Here is a 19,768-nt window from a genome sequence, read left to right on the forward strand (position 1 = left end):
GTCCGTATTTTAGGTTTAAAGAACCGAAAGTTTTCCGAAAGGTGAATTCCATGAAGAAATTCCTGCTTCGCACCACCGTTGCGACAACCGCAGTATTGGCACTGGCCGGCTGCTCTTCTTCCTCTTCCGATTCCGCCGAGGGCGGTTCTTCTGAGGGCGGCGCGGATGCGCGCGGCCCCATCACTTTTGCCATGGGCAAAAATGACACGGACAAGGTGACCCCCATCATCGAGAAGTGGAACGAGCAGCACCCAGACGAGAAGGTCACCCTCAAGGAGCTGGCCGGCGAAGCCGACGCCCAGCGCGAAACCTTGGTGCAGTCCCTGCAGGCGGGCAGCGATGACTACGATGTCATGGCCCTCGACGTGGTGTGGACCGCGGAGTTCGCCGCCAACCAGTGGCTCCAGCCGCTCAATGGTGACTTTGAAACCGATACGGATGAGCTTTTGCCGGCCACCGTGGAGTCTGCCACCTATAACGATGTGCTCTACGCGCTGCCGCAAAACACCAACGGACAGCTGCTTTTCCGCAACACCGAGCTCGCAGATAAGGCACCGGAGAAGTTCGCGGACCTTAAGTCCGCGTGCAAGGCACTGGACAAGGGCAAGGACTGCCTGACCACCCAGTTCAAGCAGTACGAGGGCTTGGCACTCAACACCGCCGACTTTATGGAAGGCTGGGGTGGTTCTGTCCTAGATAAGGACGGCAACGTCACCGTTGATTCCAAGGAGGCCAAGGACGGCCTGCAGGCCATGGTAGATGCCTACAAGGAGGAGACCATTTCCAAGGACTCCACCGCCGCCACCGAGGAAGAAACCAATATGGCCTTTACAGAAGGCAAGACCGCCTTCGCCATGAACTGGCCGTATATGTACTCCAACGCGGTTGATGCCGGCGTCGACGTCGAGGTTCAGGCCCCGCTGGGCAAGGATGGCGTAGGCGTGTCCACGCTGGGCGGCTATAACAACGGCATCAATATCAACTCCAAGAATAAGGGCACCGCGCTCGACTTCATGAAGTTCATCATCAATGAGGACAACCAGAAGTCCTTTGCGGAGCAGTCCTTCCCGCCGGTCTTGGCTTCCATCTACGATGACCCGCAGCTACAGCAGGAGTTCCCGTACCTGCCGGCACTCAAGGAATCTCTGGAGAACGCGGCACCGCGCCCGGTTTCCCCGTTCTATTCGGCAATTTCCAAGGCCATCCAAGACAATGCCTACGCTGCATTGACGGATGGCAAGTCGGTAGATGATGCCACCGCCGATATGAAGGCGGCCATCGAATCGGCTTCCCAGGGCTAAACGCCCAATCCGGGTGAGGTAGGCGGACACCCCGCTGCCTCACCCTTTGTGGTTTTCACTCCCCTAATGGGGATAGAATCTAGCCAATACATTGCATTTCTTGAACAGAAAGGCGGTCCAGCGTGGCTATAGCTTCGCCGACTGCGTCCAAGGGGGCGCCGAAGGGGGCGTCGGCAAGCGCGCCGAAGCCCCAGCGCAAGAATTATGGGCGCGTGGCCGGACTAATTGCTCCGGCGCTCATCGTGCTTGCCGTCATTATCGGCTACCCCATCATCCGCGCTATTTTCCTGTCCTTCCAAGGCAATAGGCAGCTCAACCCGCAAACGGGGCTTTTTGAGGAAGGCGGCTTTGCCGGGCTGGAAAATTATCTGTACTGGATTAATAACCGGTGTGTTTCCGGCACTGGTCAGATTTCTACCTGCCCGCCGGGCGTTATAGCCACGGACTTTTGGCCGGCGGTAAAGATCACGCTCTTTTTCACCATCGTTACCGTGCTGCTGGAGACCATCCTGGGCATGCTGATGGCTCTCATCATGAATGGTGAGTACCGCGGCCGCGGCCTGGTGCGCGCTGCGGTACTTATCCCCTGGGCCATTCCTACGGCCGTGACGGCCAAGCTATGGCAGTTCATGTTCGCCCCCGATGGCATCGTTAATTCGCTGCTTGGTGCGAACATTGCTTGGACCACGGACCCGTTCTACGCTCGCCTGGCTGTCATCATCGCGGATGTATGGAAGACAGCACCATTCATGGCGTTGCTCATCCTGGCCGGCCTGCAGATGATCCCGAAGGACGTCTACGATGCCGCTCGCGTGGACGGCGCCAACCGTATTCAGGCCTTCTTCCGCATCACGCTCCCGCTGGTGCGCCCGGCGCTCATGGTGGCTGTGCTCTTCCGTACCCTGGATGCGCTGCGCATGTATGACCTACCGGTCATCATGATTTCTAGCTCCTCCAACTCCCCCACCGCGACCATTTCCCAGCTGGTGGTAGAGGATATGCGCCAAGGAAACTTCAACTCCGCCTCCGCGCTCTCCACCCTTATTTTCCTTCTCATTTTCGTCGTCGCCTTTATCCTCATCCGCTTCCTTGGCGCGGATGTCTCCGGCAGGAAGGCAGCTAAATAATGCGTAAATTCGGACACTACGCCGGCATCGTCTTCATCATGTTCTGGGGTCTGGCGCCCTTTTACTGGATGCTGGTGACGGCGCTGCGGGATCAACGTTTTACCTTCGATACCACTCCGTGGCCCACCCACGTCACGCTGGATAATTTCCGCGATGCCTTGGCTACCGATAAGGGAAATGACTTCCTGGCCGCGCTCGGTAACTCGCTGCTTATTTCCCTGGTTACCACCGCTGTGGCCGTGCTCATCGGCGTCTTTACCGCCTATGCGCTCTCCCGGTACGACTTCCCGGGCAAGGGAATCGTCACCGGCATTATCCTGGCTGCCTCCATGTTCCCAGCCATTGCCTTGGTCACCCCACTCTTCCAGCTCTTTGGCAACCTGGAATGGATTGGCACCTACCGCGCGATGATCATCCCCAATATTTCCTTCGCGCTTCCGCTGACGGTCTATACGCTGCTGAGCTTCTTCCGCCAGCTGCCTTGGGAACTGGAAGAAGCAGCCCGGGTGGATGGTGCCTCGCGCTCCCAGGCCTTCCGCCTCGTACTTCTGCCGCTTGCGGCGCCGGCGCTGTTTACCACCGCGATCATCGCCTTTATCACCACGTGGAATGAGTTCATGCTGGCCAAGCAGCTTTCCACCACCGATACCGAGCCGGTGACCGTAGCCATTGCACGCTTTTCCGGCCCCTCCGCCTTCGAGTACCCCTATGCCGCCACCATGGCCGCCGGCGCGTTGGTGACCATCCCATTGGTCATCATGGTGCTCATCTTCCAGCACCGCATCGTCGCCGGCCTGACCGCGGGCGGTGTTAAGGCCTAATGCGCCGGGCCATGCTGTGGGATACCGCCCTGGGTTTCCTCGGTTTCTTTAGCGTCCTCGCGGTTATCCAGGCCGTCCTCAACCTCTTCCACGACTCCCCCGCCGTCTGGCCCGGTCTGGTGGCCGGCGCCCTGTGCCTCCTTACCTATCTGACCTGGCGGGCGAAAAGAAAGGACCTTTCATGAGCTGGTACCACAATGCCGTCTTCTACCAGGCCCTCGTCGGATCCTTCAAGGCCGATGGAGAAAAGGGTGTAGGCACGCTGCGCGGGGTCATCGATAAGCTGGATTACCTCCAGTGGCTCGGCGTGGACTGCCTGTGGCTCTCGCCGTTTTATGCCAGCCCCTTGCGCGATGATGGCTACGACATCGCCGACTACTACTCCATCCATCCGGATTACGGCACAATGGAGGACTTTGAAGAGCTCATTGCGCAGCTGCACCGCCGCGGCATGCGCATTATGACGGATTTGGCACTCAATCACACCAGCTCCGACCACCCGTGGTTCCAGGCCTCCCGCACGGATCCCACCGGCCCGTATGGTGATTTCTATGTTTGGGGCGATGACCCCGAGCGCTATCCCGAAATCCGTGTCATTTTCACCGACGTGGAGACATCCAATTGGACCTGGGATGACCAGCGCGGCCAGTACTACTTCCACCGCTTCTACTCCCACCAGCCGGATTTGAACTACGATAACCCGGCCGTGCAGGAGGAAGTGTTCAAGATCTTGTCCTTCTGGATGGACAAAGGGTTGGACGGCCTGCGTCTTGATGCCATTGCTTATCTCTTTGAACGCGATGGTGTAGGTGGCGAGTCCCTGCCGGAGACCATCGAGTTTGTGGAGAAGATTCGCTCCTTCATGGACACCCACTACCCAGATGCGGTGCTCATCGCGGAGGCCAATCAGCCTCCGGCCGAGACCATGCAGTTCTATGGCAAGGGCGAGCGCTTCCACATGGTCTTCAACTTCCCGGTTATGCCGCGGTTGTACCAAGCATTGGCGCTTGCCGACGCCACCCCGGTCTACTCCATCCTCGATGAGCTGCCCGCCCTGCCGGATGGCTGCCAGTGGGGTACCTTCCTGCGCAACCACGATGAGCTCACCTTGGAGATGGTGGACGATGACGTGCGCGAGCTGATGTATGAAGCTTTCCTCCCCGATGATGAAATGCGCGCCCATGTGGGCATTGCCCGTCGGCTGATGCCGCTGATGAACGGCGATCGCCGCAAGGTGGAGCTCATGTTCTCGCTGCTGATGACCCTGCCGGGCGCACCGTTTATCTACTACGGCGATGAGATCGGCATGCTCGATGACACCACGCTCCCGGACCGCTATGCGGTGCGCACCCCGATGCAATGGGACGATTCCGAGCACTCTGGTTTCAGTACCAACGCACCTTCCCGCCTTCCGGTTGTGGGAGGTACCTCCGTGGCCGCCCAGCTTGATGACGCCACCTCGTTGCTCAACACCGTCCGCTCCATGATTGCCGAGCGCCATGCCCATCCGGATCTCGGCACCGCTCCGTGCGAGCCGGTCGAGACGGGCGAGGAAGCCGTCCTTGGCTACCAGCGCGGCGATCTGCTGTGCCTGCACAACTTCAGCGATCGGTCCATCGATCTGGGCCCAGTAGAGCTTGGACCGTACGGCTACGCCTGGCTGCCGGCCTAAGCCTTAGCGCGCAGCTGCAGCCTCCTCTCCTACCGGCGCACTGCGCAACCCACAGAGAAAAGCGCCCCGTCGGTCCTTATGGACCGAGAGGGCGCTTAATAGTTGTGGTGGCCTAGTTCCACTCAGGAGCGTCTTCGAGGCGCAGCTCGGAGTAGCGCGCTTCTGGCACAGAAGCCGAGTATGGCTTGCCCTGGGCTTCCCACTGCTGGTCAGAGTTGCAGCGCACGTCCTGACCGTCAGTGTCGAGCATGGTAAAGCCCCACACCAGCTTGCCCTGCGAGTTCGCAGGCAAGGTGTACGGGCCAACCACCTGGTTTAGCTTCCAGTGCTGCTCGCTGACGTAGTTGAAGCCATAGGTCTTGGTCAGCACCTTGGCCAGCTCGCCGGTGCCCTCAACGGATCCGGAGACCTCGATGGTCTGGGTACGGGCCTGGGTGACGGTGTGCTTGACCGGTACTTCCTCGGCGTTGCGATTAGCCACGCTGGTCGCGTCGGTCTGCTTGAACCAGCGGCGCTTTGCGGTGACGTAGGTGCCGTTTTCACCTGGCGTCGAGCAATGCGTGCCCGGCTTATAGTCGTCGTTCCAGCGCTGGGGCAGCTCAAAGTCCCCACCGAAATCAGCGGCGTGGGCAACAGGAGCGGCCACCAGGCTCAGCGCCGCGAGGGCGCTAGCGATGGACGTCTTGCTCACGTTTAGCCCCAATCGTTGTTATCGCGAGTGGAGACCTCGATGTGGCGCTCCTTCGGCAGGGTGGCGGTGAAGGAGCCGCCGTTGGCCTGCCACTTGTGGTCGGAGCCGCACACGGTCTTCTGGCCCTCGAAGTCAGAGACAACCCAGCCGGCGCGCAGGACGGCGGTCTTGCCCGGAGCAATGTTGTACGGACCAACCTGCTCGCCAACCTCGTAGGACTGGCTATCGGTGTAGCTGGAGGAGAAGGTGAAGTTGATGAGGTCCATCAGCTTGAAGTCAACGCCTGCGGACACATTCCAGGTCTTGGTCTTGGTCTCGGTGATGGAACGGGTTACTGGCAACGGCTCATCGTTGTAGTTGGACACGGTCCAGGAACCAGCGGAGCCATCGAAGTAGGTGCGCTTGATGTCAACGGTCTGGCCGGTGTCGCCCGGGTTGGAGCAACGCTCACCGATGGTGGTCGGGTTAGCCGGGCCGAGGTCACGCTGCGGCAGGGCGTTAGCGGCCGGAGCGAAGATGAGGCCGGAAGCAACGGCAAGAGCCGCGGTGGTAGAAGCAATCTTGGACTTGAACATGGAATTTTCTCCTTGCGTAGATGCGGGTGGTGTTTAGTAGATGGTCTGGGTAGGAACCGGCAGGTCGCGGAATTCGTCTGGAGTGACGTCCTCGGTGCGGGTATTGCCGGCCTTATCGGTGATCTTGGCCTCTGCCCAGAAGCCGCTCGGGGCGGAGGTCTGCTTGTAGTTAGAGGTGAGGTCGTAGTTTCCGCTCTTGCCGCAGTGAATCTCGCGGTAGTTAATGCGGGTCATGGTGGTGCCGTACTCCACACGCACGCGCTCGCCTGGCTTGAGGTCGACGTGCTTGAGCTCGGTGCCGACCGGCATGTAGGCACGCTTTACGGCACCGACGGACTCCAGCCAGCCCTTCGGAATATCGCCGCGGTTGCCCTGCCAATTGGTGTACGGGGCGTGCTCGGCACCAACGACGAAGTCAGTTACCGGTGCAAACTCGTAGTCACCCTTGGACCAGTTGAGGAAGTCCGTGGAGTAACCAGCCTTGCGGTAGGTCGGTTTTACCGCGGTGATGTCCAGCGGGTACCAGGAGGTATCGCCGGCTTCACACTTATCGCCTTCCTTAGGCCAGGAGGGATCGCGCTGCAGATCTGCAGAAGGCTGCATGATCTCGTCCTTCTTCGGATCGGCGATCTTTTCTAGGCTCGGGCCGGATACAGAGGTGTAATTGCCCTCGATCGGCTTGGAGTTTGCCCCCGGGGAACGGGATGGAATTTCCATGGCCAGATCGGATACGGAGCCGTCCGCCTTGATGATGTAGGCAAAGGCGTAGCGCTCGGCCGGGCCCTTACCGCGGATGACGTTGGAGCCTGGGATGTTTTCCAGGCGGTCATCGTTGCAGCCTACGAACATGGAGATGAAGTCCTTTTCAATGACGCCGTATTCGACGCGGAAGGACTCACCTGGCTTCAGCTTCACAGGGCCGAAGGTTTCTTTATCGCGCCAGCCGTTGGTCATCTTCAGACCGATATCGGACTTAGCGGTGGTGTCCCAACCGGAAGGCAGCTTGGCCTTGGAATTGGCTTCAATCTTGTGATTGGTACCAGTTTCTACCTCGGCGGTGTAGGGCACTTCTTGGTTGGTGGTGTTTTTAAACTGCAGGGTGCCGTCGCTCATGTAGCGGCGGCCGGTTTCCGCAAAGCGCCATTCACGCTCTGCATTATCGCCGGCGGCACTGCAGCTCTTGTAGAGGTTGGAAATGGGATATGCCTGCGGCATCGGGGGAACATCTCCCGCGTGTGCCACTGGCGTGAAGAGAGCCGCTACGGCGAGCGGTGCGAGCAAACGCAGTCCCTTTTTAATCACCAGAAGACCGTCCTTAATAGATCGTTAAAAATTAGGGGAAACATTCATGAAGACTCAGGTAATAATAAGGGCTTACAGGGCCCACATCAACAGTTGAATGAAATTCTTTCTAATACCTTTACCCACCTTGAGGTGCAATAATGGGTGCTCACCTGCCCAGCACCGTTAAATGTTTACAGAAGAACCCACCCCCAGATTAGGGCCCTTCGGCCTGGTACCACCCAGGGAATCCCCAGATTCTATACACTGCCCACGTTGCAGTGGCATTTACCACACAATCGTTTTCCACTCCGCGTCCCCGCAGCGTTCCATTCCGCATTGAGCGGGGTGCGCTAGTAGTGTGGGGGCCTATGACTGACCTGAAAACCACCGCCGGCAAGATCGAGGACCTGGACACCAAGCTCGCCGAGTCCCGCGCGCCGCTGGGAGAAGGCGAGCCGGCCGCCCGCACCCGCGTGACGCAGCTGCTCGATGAGGGCTCCTTCGTGGAAACGGACGCGCTAGCCCGTCACCGCTCTACCGACTTTGGTCGTGAGCATGACCGCCCCTATACCGATGGCGTGGTCACCGGCTACGGCACTATCGACGGCCGCCGCGTGTGCGTCTTTAGCCAGGACGGCGAAATCTTCGACGGCACGATGGGTGAGGTTTATGCCGAAAAGCTCACCAAGGTATATGACCTCGCCATCAAGACCGGTGTGCCCATCATCGGCATCTATGAATCCACCGGCCCGCGTGTGCAAGAGGGCATCGTCACCATGGCCGGATACGCCCGCCTCATGGCGCGAGTCTCCCAGGCTTCGGGCCTCATCCCGCAAATTTCCGTTGTCGCGGGCAATACCAGCGGCATTGCGGCGTTCGCGCCGACGTTTGCTGATGTCCTCGTAGTTACCCAAGGCACCGCCCTCCACCAGGCCGCCAGCCACGTGGCCGGCGCGGAGCCAGAGACCTTCGGCGGCGCCGCAGCCCACGCAGAGTCTGGCACCGCTCACCTGGTGGCCAGCGACGACAAGCAGGCTTTGTCCCTCGTGCGCGATGTTTTGGCCTACTTCCCCGCCAATAACCGCGCCGCGGCGCCGCGTGTGGATGCCGGTAGCGTCGCGGACTTTGATCTCAATAGTGTCATCCCGGATACCGCCGCGCAGGCTTATGACATGTGCGGGGTCATCAAGGCTGTCGTCGATGAAGGCTCCTTCTTCGAGCTTTCTGCCGAGGCGGCACAAAACATCGTTACCGGTTTTGCCTACATCGATGGCCGCGCCGTCGGCATCGTTGCCAACCAGCCGCTGGCGCTGGCCGGCGCCTTGGACTCCGCCGCCGCAGAGAAGGCCGCACGTTTCGTGCGTACCTGCGATGCCTTCAATACTCCCATCGTGGAATTCGTGGACTCCCCAGGCTTTGTGCCTACCCCGGAGGAGGAAAAGGCCGGCCTGCTGCGCAGGGCGTCGAAGTTTGCCTACGCGCAGGCTGAAGCGAGCGTCGGCAAGCTTACTGTGATCACCCGCAAGGCCATTGGCCCGGCCTACGTATTTATGGGCGCCAAGGACCTCGGCGCGGACCTGGTCTACGCATGGCCCACCGCGGAAATTGCTGTCACCCAGGCCTCCCAAGCTTCCCTGGCCATCTATGGCTCGGAGGACAAGGAAGAGGAGATGGACGAGCTCTTCTTGCACCCGTATGCCGCAGCAGAGCGCGGGCTGGCCGATAATGTTATCGAGCCAACTGCAACCCGCCACTACCTGGTAGAAGGCCTGCGCCTGCTAGAGCGCAAGGCCGTGGCCCAGGTACCGAAGAAGCACGGAACCGTTTAGGAGGGGAAATGTCTACGCCGGAAATCAAGGTAGTCAAGGGCAATCCCACCGAGGATGAGCTCGCGGCCCTGCGCACCGTATTGGCGCAGATGAGCGCCAAGCACTCGGGCGTTGCCGGAGAGCGCAATGAATGGGGCAACCCGGCCGAGCGCTTCGAGCGCTTTGGCGCGCAGCGCGTCTACAACCCCTCCGCATTCCACACCGTGCGGTACTTCTAATGCGGCTTATCCTTGCCTCCCAATCGCCCTCGCGCGCGTCTATCCTGCGCGGCGCGGGCGTGGAGCCCGTATTGGAGCCGGCCGATATTGACGAGCGCTCCCTCGAAGCCTCGCTCGCAGGCCAACCGCCGGCCGATATCGTGGCGGCCCTCGCCACCGCCAAGGCTGAAAAGGTGGCCGAACGATACCCCACCGAGCCCGTCATCGGCGGCGATTCCATGCTGCTGCTCGACGGCGAGCTACAAGGCAAGCCCCATACCGCGGAAGCCACCATCAAGCGCTGGCACCAGCAAGCCGGCCGCACAGCCGAGCTGCTTACCGGCCACTGCCTCATCTTTGGCGATAAGCGCCATGTGGAAACATCTACCACCACGGTGCACTTTGCCCAGGCCAGCGAGGCCGATATCGCAGCATATGCCCACTCCGGCGAGCCTCTCCACTGCGCCGGCGCCTTCACCTTGGAAGCCATGGGCGGCTGGTTCATTGACCGCATCGAAGGCGATCCTTCCTCCGTTATCGGACTATCACTACCGGTGGTGCGCCGCGCGCTCTACGCCTTTGACCTGAACGTCTCCGATTTCTGGTAGCAGCGCGCCGGCGTCGCTACAGTGGGGTGGCATGGAAATGAAAGACATGCTTGCCCCAAAACCCATTGAGCTGCCAGCCGATCCCGGCGCAGAGTCCACCTCGGATCTCGCCGCCGGCATTGTTGCCCACCCCGATTCCCCGCTGCTGTGGGCGCTCCTAGCGGAGCAGGAGCTCAAGGAGCAGGAAGGCTCTGAGCCATCCGCTTTCATCACCGCCTACGCCTACGCGCGCACGGGCTACCACCGCAGCCTCGACCGCCTGCGCGGCAATGGTTGGAAGGGTTGGGGCCCTGTCCCCTTCTCTCACGAGCCGAACCAGGGAGTCCTGCGCGCCATCGCCGCGCTTGGCCATGCAGCCAAGGCCATCGGCGAGGACGACGAATACGACCGCATTCGCCAGATGCTTTCCGACGCCGACCCAGACTCCGTCGCCACCCTCCTCGACTAATCCTGGAATTTCCGCATGCCTGCCGTGACACCCCGCTGCCTACGCCGCTTCTCCGCCGCCGTAGTGCTCACCGCTTCCGTGCCGCTCGCGCTGAGCGCCTGCGGTGCTCAAGATGATTCTTCTTCCTCCCAAGAGCCGGTCTTTTCCAGCCAAGCACCTGCCGAGGAGGAATCCTCCGGCGGGAACGACACGGCTTCCGCTGCAGCACCCTCCCCGTCTGAGTCCACCGACGGGGGCGATGAAACGACCACGCAGCAGCAGGAGAAGGGCAAGGACAGCGAGTGCATGGAGCTGCCCAACGACCCACGCAAGGTCTACGCCTCTGGCACGGCCCCCGGGCGCATGCCCGCCGATGACGGCAGTGATTTCAATTACTGGATCGCCGATATCGACAATTCCTATGATCCGTGCGCCACGATTAGCTGGATCATCTTCCGCGGCTCAATGGGCGATGTGAACGGCCCGGCAGGCACCGGCGCCTCGATTGCTGATGGCATAGCCTTCTACGTCAATGGCGCTCCGGCCAAGGACATGTCCGTCTTCGACAAGGTAGAGAGCGTCACCTCGGTCTCAGACAACGAGGTCGATTTCACGTGGGGAGAACGCAGCCGCTCCACCGCGGAGGGCATTACCGCTCACCACACCGTGCGCTTGCAGGCACAGGGCGATTCCCTCGAACCGGTCTCCGGTGAAGTCGAGGAATTTAACAAGATGTGGGTTGACCTTCCCAGCTACCAGCTTGGCACCTACGACTAACTTTTAGGCCGGAACTTAATCGCCTATGCCGACAATACAATGCGCCCCAGCGGAATCCCGCTGGGGCGCATGTCGTTGCTCGCTTAATTGAGTAAGCGGCTCATTACAGTGCTAGTCCATCTTGTCCAGGATGTCGCCGGTGTTTTGTGCAATGCGCACGTTAGCCACCATCGCTTCCAGGAATAGCCTGATGGCAACCATGATTGCGTAGTAGATGACAGTGCAAAGTACCGCCAGGAAGATGAACGCAAAGATGCTTCCGAAGATAGCGGACGCGGAATCTTCCTGAATGCCATAAATGCCCATGCCGGTGGCGAACAAGAAGGCACCGAGGAGGTGAAGGATCCACATGATGCCACCAAGAATCATGGCAACCTTGTAGATTTCCTTCACGTGGGTGAGTGTCAGGAAGTGCTTGAACTCGAACTCAAAGAGACCGCCCAATAGGCCGTCTTTCTTGCCCAAGCCTTTGAGGGCGTCACTCATCTGGCTCTTCTTATCACCGAGAGTCTGGCCGGAATCGGCAGGAGCATCGCTAGCCTGGGGGAACTGTCCGAATCCCTGGCTCGTGCCCTGCTGTTGGGTGTAACCGCCGAAAACCGGCTGATCGCTAGCGGACTGGGCAGACCCGAATTGGTTGCCGTTCGCAGCAGCGTCCGACGACGCCGAATCCGTAAATGGATTATGTGCGCGGGAGGCAGCACCCTCGCTTGGGGTGGAGGACTTCGAGGAGGCCCAGAAGTCAGAGGAGCTGTCCTCCGCGCTCGGCTGCGGGGAAGAAAGGTCACTCGATTTTCCAGGCTCACCAGGCTTATCGGTGTGGCCGAAAGACTTCGTCTCTTTGGCATCGGTAGGTCCGAATTCCTTGGTCTCATTCACCTCGGAGGCACCGGTGCCTTCGGTGCTTTTCGCAGCGTCCTCGGCGTGGTGACGCGGGGTCTCAGAAAAATCGCGCGGAGAAAAATCCTTCGGAAACCCGTCGGAGTTGAAATCATTATCAGCCATAATCTGGTCCTTAGAAAATGCTTTAGGGGATGGTAGGAAAATGCCCCACGGTCACCCGTGGGGCCACTTGGCAGGATACAGCGTGCGCTAGGCGTTCGCGTCCTGAACGCGACGAATCGCCTCGGCGGCAACCTTTTCTTGGATGCCCATGTCCAGCTCGGAAGTGAAGCCAACGCAGGAGCAGTTGATCTCGCCGAGGACGTAGGTGTCGGTGCCATCGGGGGCGTCGTCAAGCATGAAGTCCGCAGTCCAAATCAGCGGAACATCCTTGGTATCGCCGAGCTTCTCTGCGATAACGGGGCGCGCCTTCTCAAACATCTCCAGCAGTTCCGGCCACGATTCCGGCTTATCGTAGGTGTACTTGGCACCGGAGAAGAGCGTTGCGGAGAAGTTATCGCCGCCTTCCGCTGGCTTCTTGTGCACGATAAATACCGGCTCATTGCCCACGAGCAGGATGCGGATTTCGCCCTCTACAATGCGCGGCATAAAGCGCATGTCCACCAGCATGCCGTTATCGCCCTCAATGTACTGGTCACAGAAGTCCATGAAGGCGCCCAGCTTGTAGTCGTGGGTCTGATTGTCTACTGCTTCGGTGCACTTCAGGGCGGTGTCGAGCGGGAGCGCGGTGCCCGGTTCTACGGACTGGGCAAGCTCCTGATCCGCGAGACGCACGCGCCAGATGCCCTCACCGGTGGAACCGCGGTTTTGCTTGAGCACCCGCTCACCATAAGACAGCGAGGTGGGGAAAGTGTTATGCAGCTCTTCTACCTCGTAGTACGCGGCGGTATCTTCCGGTACCAGCGGGGTGTCATTGAGCTTGACCAGTGCATCTTTGGCGCCGTAGGCCATCATGTCCGCCGGGGTGGACATACCTACCAGGCCGGCATCTGCCAACCTGGTGAGCAATTCGAAATAGCCCTTCTCGCCACCGGGGATATTGCCTGGGTTCACGCGAGAGATATAAGCATCAAAGTTTTCAGAAACCTGGGCGTAGATCTCTTCCGCGTTGTCTGGGTGGAAGTAGATAACCTCCGCATCCCAGCCCTGTTCCTTGATCGCGTTGACGATCGGCATGGTGTCCTTACGGTGACCGTCTGCGCCTTTATCGGAGCCGCCCTCTACCTCAAATACAACGATTGCCTTGTGCACTAGCAGTTCCCTTCTTAGGTGGTGTTCATAGCACGTTGTCGCACCATATCCGGAGTTTATCCCAGCTTTTTCTCCACCGCGCGGCCAACTGCCCCCTCTGTCTAACCCCGCCGGCCAGCGACCCTATTTCCCCGGCCGAGCCCTGTATCGCACACCACAGGCATGATCCCCGAGTGATCACCACGGGAAAATTCGGGTTAAAGTGGTGGGAGCGAAATACTAACCCTTATAGGAAAGGCAGGCGGACAGTGGCTGACGTTGATCCCTATCCCCCATTTCAGGAATACGCACACCCCGAGCGCCTCGTGTCTGCACCGTGGCTGTCCGCACGCCTAGGTATCAAGGGCTTGCGTGTCATCGAGGTCGATGAAGACTCGCTCCTCTATGACATTGGCCATATCCCCACCGCCACCCGCATCAACTTCCGCACGGAACTATTGAGCCCACTTACTCGCGATTTCATCGATGGCAAAGAGTTCACTGCCTTGATGCGGGACAAGGGCATTAATGCCGACGATACGATTGTCCTTTATGGCGATAAGTCCAACTGGTGGGCTGCCTACGCCCTGTGGGTATTTACCCTCTTTGGCCACAAAGATGTTCGCCTGCTCGATGGTGGCCGCAATGCCTGGATGGCCGAAGAACGCGATACTTCCTTCATGGTGCCGGACTTCCCCGTATCCGAATACCCCGAGGTAAGCCGCGATGATTCCGTCCTGCGTGCCTTCGTAGACCAAGTGCGCGAGTCCGAAGGAGCGCTCGTGGATACCCGCTCCCCAGAGGAGTTTGCGGGCGAGGCTACCGAGCACGATCCCAATGGCGATTCCGCCTACGGCACCACCATGCGCCACGGCCACATCCCGGGCGCCATTAACCTCGAGTGGGACCGTTCCAACTATCCCAACTCCTGCTTCCGTTCGGCCGAGGAGCTCAAGGTCAACTACGGCATGCTGGAGCCTGAATCTGCAACGATCCTCTACTCCCACGTGGGCGCGCAGGCCGCGCACACCTGGTTTGTGTTGACGCATCTTTTGGGATTCACAAAGACGCAGGTCTACGATGGTTCGTGGTCTGAGTGGGGCAATATGGTGAAAATGCCGATTGAGCGTTAACTTTTTCGGTTTCGCCACATAAACCCATATCCGGCATGGATGTGGGTTTATTTTTGTTCAAAAATATCCCCACTCGCGTGCGTGAAAATTAACTCATGCTTTTGTGTGCAAGAATAGATTGCGTATTCAACCTAATGTGTTCAGGAGGTTGCTGCCGTGGCAGTAGAAACCAAAAAGATCTCTAAGGTTCTCGTGGCGAACCGCGGTGAGATCGCCGTTCGCGTGATCCGCGCGGCCCGCGACGCTGGCATTGCCTCCGTCGCCGTCTACGCCGAGCCAGACGCCCAGGCACCTTTTGCCTCGCTTGCCGACGAAGCCTTTGCCCTCGGCGGCACCACTTCTGCCGAGTCCTACCTCGTCTTTGACAAGATTCTGGACGCCGCAGAAAAGTCCGGCGCCGATGCCATCCACCCCGGCTATGGCTTCTTGTCTGAAAACGCCGACTTTGCCCAGGCCGTCATCGACGCCGGCCTGACCTGGATTGGTCCCTCACCCGAGTCCATCCGTGATTTGGGAGATAAGGTCACCGCGCGGCACATCGCCGAGCGCGCCGAGGCCCCCATGGCCCCAGGTACCAAGGATCCGGTAGCCGGCGCAGATGAAGTGCAGTCCTTCGCCATGGAATACGGCCTGCCCGTAGCCATTAAGGCTGCCTTTGGCGGCGGCGGCCGCGGCATGAAGGTCGCCTACTCCGCAGAGGAAATCCCGGAGCTCTTTGAATCTGCCACCCGTGAGGCAACCTCCGCCTTCGGCCGCGGCGAGTGCTTCGTAGAGCGCTACCTGGATCGGGCGCGCCACGTCGAAGCCCAGGTGCTGGCGGATAAGCATGGCAACGTAGTCGTCGTCGGCACGCGCGATTGCTCCCTGCAGCGCCGCTTCCAAAAGCTGGTCGAAGAAGCCCCAGCTCCTTTCCTCACCGATGAGCAGCGCGCCTCCATCCACGAATCCGCCAAGCGCATCTGCCGCGAGGCCGGCTACTACGGCGCAGGCACCGTGGAATACCTGGTGGGCGCCGATGGCCTCATTTCCTTCCTAGAGGTCAATACCCGCTTGCAGGTGGAGCACCCAGTTTCCGAGGAAACTACCGGCCTCGATCTCGTACGCGAGCAGTTCCGTATTGCTGAGGGCCACGAGCTCTCGTTGAAGGAAGACCCCACCCCGCGTGGCCATGCCTTCGAGTTCCGCATCAACGGCGAGGATGCCGCGGCAAACTTCATGCCGGCCCCTGGCACCATCGTGAAGTACTCCGAGCCAGCGGGTCCGGGCGTGCGCGTTGATTCCGGCGTCGTCCAGGGCTCCGTCATTGGCGGCCAATTCGATTCCATGCTGGCCAAGCTCATCGTCTGGGGCCCAGACCGCGAGACCGCGCTGCGTCGCTCCGCCCGCGCCCTGTCCGAGTACACGGTGGAGGGCCTGCCCACCGTTATCCCGTTTGACCAGGCTGTCGTTGCTGACCCCGCCTTCGCTGCAGAAGACGGCAACTTCGGCGTCTACACCAAGTGGATCGAAGAGGAATGGGATAACCAGCTGCCCGCCCACGATGAGTCCACCGATGCAGAGGCCGCCGAGGCGGAGCCTTCCCAGGTGCACACCGTGGAAATCAACGGCCGCCGCATCGAGGTTGCCCTCCCTGCCTCCTTCGGCGCCAACGGCACCCCACGCAAAAAGAAGAAGCGTAAGGGCTCTGGCGCCAAGGCCGCCGTATCCGGCGACGCCGTTACCTCCCCAATGCAGGGCACGGTCATCAAGGTCAACGTCGAAGAAGGCCAAGAGGTTGCCGAGGGCGAGGTCCTCCTCGTGCTCGAGGCCATGAAAATGGAAAACCCCGTCAAGGCACATAAGGCCGGCACCGTTACCGGCTTGGCCGTAGAAGCAGGCGCTTCTACCACCAAGGGCAGCGTACTGCTGGAAATCAAGTAGCCTGCCCCGCTAGCCTTGGAAGAATGACTAATTCTTCCCTCGGCGTGCGCTTGGCCAAGGAAGAGGACCGCGATTATCTTGCGGGCCTCTTCCCTTCTTCTATTGCGGACTGGTCCCCCATTGTGGACGGCGGGGTCATCGCCCTGCCCATGTCCGCCAACGAGGACCCCACCGTTGCTCCCCGCGGCGCCGCACTCCTGCGCTACTACCCCGCCGCCGATAAGGGCCCAGCTTTCATGGGCGATCCCTCGGCGCACCCGCTTGACGACGCCACCTGGCTCACCCCCTTCGACCCCGAGGACATTCCCGAGCTCATCGTCTCCAGCGATGACCCCACCGCCCGCGAGTTGCTTATCACCAACGCCATCGACCTCGCGGCCGAGCAGACTGCCCCCGGCATCTCTTCCGCCACGGCCCTGCCCGGATTCGAGGAACTCGCACCCGGCAAGTTCTTCCGCCGCTTCTAGCTCGCCCCTAGGTCCGGCCCCCTCCTGCTAACCTGGATACGATGCTGAAAATAGATGCAACTTATGGACATTCCACCGCTTTAGGGCAGCTGAGTCGCACCTTCGACGCTGGGCGCGTATACGGCTTGAAGGGCCCCAATGGTGCGGGTAAATCTACGCTGCTGCAGACCTTAAGCGGCGAAATTACCCCACTAAAAGGGACCGTTTCCCTCGACGGTGCCGCACCCGGCAGCGCAGAAGCGGCCGGCTCCGTGATCGCAGTCGCGGACCCGGTCTTCTTGCCCGACCTCACCGTCGGCGAGCACTTCACCCTGCTTTCGCGCCGCTCCGGCGTAGACTTTGCCGAGGTCCATGAGCTCTGGGCCATCGACGACAACATCCGGAACTCCGCAGTCAGCGATCTTTCTTCTGGTCAGCGCCAACGCGTCTACCTCGCCGCCCAGCTCTATCAGCCGGCCAAGGCCCTGCTTATCGACGAACCCGAGCGCCACCTTGACCACACCTGGACCGCCTTCTTGGCCGAGGAGCTGCGCCACCTCGCCGACGAGGGCCGTTGCGTAGTGCTGGCCTCCCACTCCCCGGCCATCTTCGATGCCTGTGATGAAGTGGTGGAGATTTCATGAAGCTTTTATCCCACGCCTCTTCAGCTATCTATTACGCCTTCATCGCGGCGCTCATCGCGAGCGTCAGTGTCTACGCTTGGCAGAATGCCGCCGAGGTTTTGCCCTCGCTCGCGCAGCGCACCGCCGCGTCCCTGCCCGCCACTGCGACCATCGGCGCTGCGTTCGGCTCCCTCGCCCTCATCGTTCTCCTCGAGGCGCTCTATCCGCTGCGCAGCCTTTCCCTGGGTCGGTGGGTCTATGTGGATAGGCCGCGGGGGCGTATGCGAGGCGTCGATAAGCTGTCCATTGCCCAGCTCGCCGGCGTAAGTCTCCTCGGCCTAGCCCTGTGCACGTCGCTGCACCTTCCGTTCTATGCGGCGATGGCCCTGCCCTTGCTGCGCATTGCGATCGGCTGGCGTTCCTTTAATCTCGCCTCGCTTCTTCGTGCGGGCCGCACCCGTGCCGTCGGATCGTCTTCTTTTGGGCTTTTGGATTCTGAGGTTTCTGCCGATGCCATCGCCTCCCAGTCGGCCCGCCTGCGCCCCAGCTCGCGCGGCACGGCGTCGCCCAGCCGCCTCTTTTTCCGGCGTCTATACCGCCGCTGGTACATCCCGCTCGGCGCGGTAGCTGTCATCGGCCTCACTCTAGGCCTTGTCCCACAACTCGGCAGCCTGGCGCTCATAGGATTCACTGCCACATGGACCATCGTCGGCGCCGCCACCGGCCGCGCCGCATCCTTTGGCCGCATCATCGACGGTGCTTGGCCCGACTGGGGACTTCCCTTGGCCGCGACAGCCAGTGCCGCCGTTCTCGGTACCGCCTTCATCGCCGCCGTGTGGAAGCTGCCTGTACTCGTACTCGCCGCGTGCTGTTTAGGACTTACCTATTCCTCCTTCAAGCGCTCCCGCCCCGCGCGAGTGACCACCATGAACATCATCGACACCGGTGGCTTCGGCGCTTCATTCTCCCCCGAAGTCTTCGGTTACTTCCTGCGCGGTGGCTACGGCATTGCGGCCATAGCTGTGGTCCTCTTCATCTAGTCACCCTGCACTTCCCCAGGTACGTCACTGCATTACATGCACATACCTGGGGATTTCTTTTTGGCATTATTCTGTATTACTTCACATAATACAGTGTGTGTTACTATAAGTAATACAGAAACAAGATTGGAGGTGACAGATGTTTATTAGCCTCAACCCCGATTCGGATGTCCCTGTCTTCCAACAAATTCACGATGAATTAGTACTTGCCATAGCTCGCGGCCAGCTCTCTGATGGTGACAAGCTAGACCCCGTCCGCCGCGTCGCCAAAGACATAGGCATCAACCCGGCCACCGTGAAGAAGGCGTACGACCTCTTGGTTTCTGACGGCCTCGTAGAAACCGCCGGCCGCTCCGGCTCCATCGTCAGACCCGGCGCTCACACCGAGGCTCAAGAAAGACAACTAGCTGAGCAATTAGGCCGCGTAGTCGCGCTCGCTCGTGCCCAAGGCTTTAGCCCAGATGAGCTCCACGCCCGCCTCAGCTCCACCCTTAAACACTTGGAAGTATCGTCATGATTTTCGCCCTCTTAATGGCCGTCACAACTCTCGCAATTACTTGGATTATGGCCCAAACGCCCTCCCTTGCCTCGCCCGGCACACCGCTCGGTGTGCGCGTGCCAAAGGCCTACCTTTCCGATAGTGCAGTTACCTCCGCCCTTGCTGGATACAAGGTCCGTACTTGGGGCTGCGGCATCGCGGCAACAATTCTGTCCCTCTTTGCCTGGAAATTGCCTCTCCTCGCCGCCGTACCGTCCCTCTTGGTTACGCTCGGCGGCTTGTGGGCCTACATCTCTCAACGCCGCCGCATCATCGCCGCGAAAAAGGCCGGCGATTGGTTCGACGAGGTTGAAACCACCATCGCTGCTCGTGTGTCCACCAACGCCAATGGCACACCCGAATTCGAAGGCACCCCCACGCCGACTTTTCCGTGGATAACAATGCTCGCCTCGCTGTTGTGTATCGCGGCCGGTGCCATCATCGTCGCTTCCCACTGGTCCGATATTCCTGACCCCGTTCCAGTGCACTGGAATTCTTCCATGGAGGCAGATAATTGGAGCGAAAAGAATATCGGCAGCGTATTTTCTCTGGTTGCGTCCCCTAACGTGGTGTATCTGTAGCCCGCGGTAAGTCTTGTGCCGGTGTGCATGAAGGCGACCATCGCG

22 protein-coding genes are annotated in these 19,768 nt (G+C 60.2%); 17 read left to right on the forward strand and 5 right to left on the reverse strand.

Annotated features, from left to right (window positions below):
- Positions 1 to 50 precede the first annotated feature (50 nt).
- The 5 genes from QP909_RS07745 (at position 51) to treS (ending at position 4,921) form a co-directional block, all read left to right on the forward strand.
- Positions 51 to 1,301 carry an ABC transporter substrate-binding protein gene (locus QP909_RS07745; RefSeq protein ID WP_284766791.1) on the forward strand — a complete coding sequence of 417 codons (1,251 nt, stop codon included), beginning with the start codon at positions 51 to 53 and terminating at the stop codon, positions 1,299 to 1,301.
- Positions 1,302 to 1,423: 122 nt separating this feature from the next.
- On the forward strand, positions 1,424 to 2,428 hold the full coding sequence (locus tag QP909_RS07750) for a carbohydrate ABC transporter permease (protein WP_434736460.1): 1,005 nt from the start codon (positions 1,424 to 1,426) through the stop codon (positions 2,426 to 2,428).
- The gene (locus tag QP909_RS07755) at positions 2,428 to 3,249 is read left to right on the forward strand and encodes a carbohydrate ABC transporter permease (RefSeq protein ID WP_086587903.1); all 822 of its coding nucleotides are present in this window, start codon (positions 2,428 to 2,430) and stop codon (positions 3,247 to 3,249) included. The genes QP909_RS07750 and QP909_RS07755 overlap by 1 nt, the downstream gene beginning before the upstream one ends.
- Positions 3,249 to 3,434, forward strand: coding sequence for a hypothetical protein (locus QP909_RS07760; RefSeq protein WP_284766792.1), 186 nt, complete (start codon positions 3,249 to 3,251; stop codon positions 3,432 to 3,434). Before QP909_RS07755 ends, QP909_RS07760 begins: the two co-directional genes overlap by 1 nt.
- Entirely contained in the window at positions 3,431 to 4,921 is a 1,491-nt protein-coding gene (gene treS, locus QP909_RS07765; protein ID WP_284766793.1) for a maltose alpha-D-glucosyltransferase, read from the forward strand. Before QP909_RS07760 ends, treS begins: the two co-directional genes overlap by 4 nt.
- Positions 4,922 to 5,033: 112 nt before the next feature.
- On the opposite strand, the gene QP909_RS07770 is transcribed toward treS, so the two are convergent.
- From QP909_RS07770 to QP909_RS07780, 3 genes are read right to left on the reverse strand one after another with little or no spacing between them, the layout of a single operon-like run.
- Positions 5,034 to 5,612 (reverse strand): hypothetical protein, encoded by a 579-nt coding sequence (locus QP909_RS07770; protein WP_005326721.1) that lies wholly within the window; start codon positions 5,610 to 5,612, stop codon positions 5,034 to 5,036.
- Positions 5,613 to 5,614: 2 nt separating this feature from the next.
- Entirely contained in the window at positions 5,615 to 6,187 is a 573-nt protein-coding gene (locus tag QP909_RS07775; protein ID WP_284766794.1) for a hypothetical protein, read from the reverse strand.
- A 33-nt stretch (positions 6,188 to 6,220) separates the two neighbouring features.
- A complete protein-coding gene (locus QP909_RS07780; RefSeq protein WP_284766796.1) occupies positions 6,221 to 7,489 on the reverse strand; it encodes a hypothetical protein in 1,269 nt (422 codons plus the stop codon).
- A gap of 350 nt (positions 7,490 to 7,839) precedes the next feature.
- Between QP909_RS07780 and QP909_RS07785 the strand changes: the two genes are divergently transcribed.
- The 5 genes from QP909_RS07785 to QP909_RS07805 are packed head-to-tail and all read left to right on the forward strand — an operon-like array spanning position 7,840 to position 11,309.
- The gene (locus QP909_RS07785) at positions 7,840 to 9,300 is read left to right on the forward strand and encodes an acyl-CoA carboxylase subunit beta (protein WP_284766797.1); all 1,461 of its coding nucleotides are present in this window, start codon (positions 7,840 to 7,842) and stop codon (positions 9,298 to 9,300) included.
- Between the two features lie 8 nt (positions 9,301 to 9,308).
- A complete protein-coding gene (locus tag QP909_RS07790) occupies positions 9,309 to 9,518 on the forward strand; it encodes an acyl-CoA carboxylase subunit epsilon (protein ID WP_239280347.1) in 210 nt (69 codons plus the stop codon).
- On the forward strand, positions 9,518 to 10,105 hold the full coding sequence (locus QP909_RS07795; protein ID WP_284766799.1) for a Maf family protein: 588 nt from the start codon (positions 9,518 to 9,520) through the stop codon (positions 10,103 to 10,105). Before QP909_RS07790 ends, QP909_RS07795 begins: the two co-directional genes overlap by 1 nt.
- A 31-nt stretch (positions 10,106 to 10,136) precedes the next feature.
- On the forward strand, positions 10,137 to 10,553 hold the full coding sequence (locus QP909_RS07800; RefSeq protein ID WP_239193357.1) for a DUF3151 domain-containing protein: 417 nt from the start codon (positions 10,137 to 10,139) through the stop codon (positions 10,551 to 10,553).
- Between the two features lie 15 nt (positions 10,554 to 10,568).
- A complete protein-coding gene (locus QP909_RS07805) occupies positions 10,569 to 11,309 on the forward strand; it encodes a hypothetical protein (RefSeq protein ID WP_284766800.1) in 741 nt (246 codons plus the stop codon).
- Positions 11,310 to 11,420: 111 nt separating this feature from the next.
- Here QP909_RS07805 and QP909_RS07810 read toward each other — a convergent pair whose 3' ends face one another.
- Both QP909_RS07810 and QP909_RS07815 read right to left on the reverse strand, forming a co-directional pair.
- Complete coding sequence (locus tag QP909_RS07810) at positions 11,421 to 12,314, reverse strand: DUF4282 domain-containing protein (RefSeq protein ID WP_284766801.1); 894 nt, start codon at positions 12,312 to 12,314, stop codon at positions 11,421 to 11,423.
- Between the two features lie 87 nt (positions 12,315 to 12,401).
- On the reverse strand, positions 12,402 to 13,463 hold the full coding sequence (locus QP909_RS07815; protein WP_284766802.1) for a Cj0069 family protein: 1,062 nt from the start codon (positions 13,461 to 13,463) through the stop codon (positions 12,402 to 12,404).
- 248 nt (positions 13,464 to 13,711) lie between these two features.
- Here QP909_RS07815 and QP909_RS07820 point away from each other — a divergent pair, with 248 nt between their 5' ends.
- From QP909_RS07820 to QP909_RS07850, 7 genes are all read left to right on the forward strand, one after another.
- Positions 13,712 to 14,575 carry a sulfurtransferase gene (locus QP909_RS07820; protein ID WP_005322559.1) on the forward strand — a complete coding sequence of 288 codons (864 nt, stop codon included), beginning with the start codon at positions 13,712 to 13,714 and terminating at the stop codon, positions 14,573 to 14,575.
- A 156-nt stretch (positions 14,576 to 14,731) separates the two neighbouring features.
- On the forward strand, positions 14,732 to 16,495 hold the full coding sequence (locus QP909_RS07825) for an acetyl/propionyl/methylcrotonyl-CoA carboxylase subunit alpha (protein ID WP_284766803.1): 1,764 nt from the start codon (positions 14,732 to 14,734) through the stop codon (positions 16,493 to 16,495).
- A gap of 23 nt (positions 16,496 to 16,518) precedes the next feature.
- The gene (locus tag QP909_RS07830) at positions 16,519 to 16,962 is read left to right on the forward strand and encodes a hypothetical protein (RefSeq protein ID WP_284766804.1); all 444 of its coding nucleotides are present in this window, start codon (positions 16,519 to 16,521) and stop codon (positions 16,960 to 16,962) included.
- A gap of 41 nt (positions 16,963 to 17,003) precedes the next feature.
- Positions 17,004 to 17,585: an ABC transporter ATP-binding protein gene (locus tag QP909_RS07835; RefSeq protein WP_284766805.1), complete on the forward strand. Its 582-nt coding sequence runs from the start codon at positions 17,004 to 17,006 to the stop codon at positions 17,583 to 17,585.
- A complete protein-coding gene (locus QP909_RS07840; RefSeq protein WP_284766806.1) occupies positions 17,582 to 18,604 on the forward strand; it encodes an ABC transporter permease in 1,023 nt (340 codons plus the stop codon). Before QP909_RS07835 ends, QP909_RS07840 begins: the two co-directional genes overlap by 4 nt.
- Positions 18,605 to 18,743: 139 nt before the next feature.
- Positions 18,744 to 19,121 carry a GntR family transcriptional regulator gene (locus tag QP909_RS07845; protein ID WP_284766807.1) on the forward strand — a complete coding sequence of 126 codons (378 nt, stop codon included), beginning with the start codon at positions 18,744 to 18,746 and terminating at the stop codon, positions 19,119 to 19,121.
- A 14-nt stretch (positions 19,122 to 19,135) separates the two neighbouring features.
- Positions 19,136 to 19,723, forward strand: coding sequence for a DUF1648 domain-containing protein (locus QP909_RS07850; protein WP_284766808.1), 588 nt, complete (start codon positions 19,136 to 19,138; stop codon positions 19,721 to 19,723).
- The last annotated feature ends 45 nt before the right edge of the window (positions 19,724 to 19,768 follow it).

The organism is Corynebacterium sp. MSK195 (assembly GCF_030228885.1).
Classification (GTDB): domain Bacteria; phylum Actinomycetota; class Actinomycetes; order Mycobacteriales; family Mycobacteriaceae; genus Corynebacterium.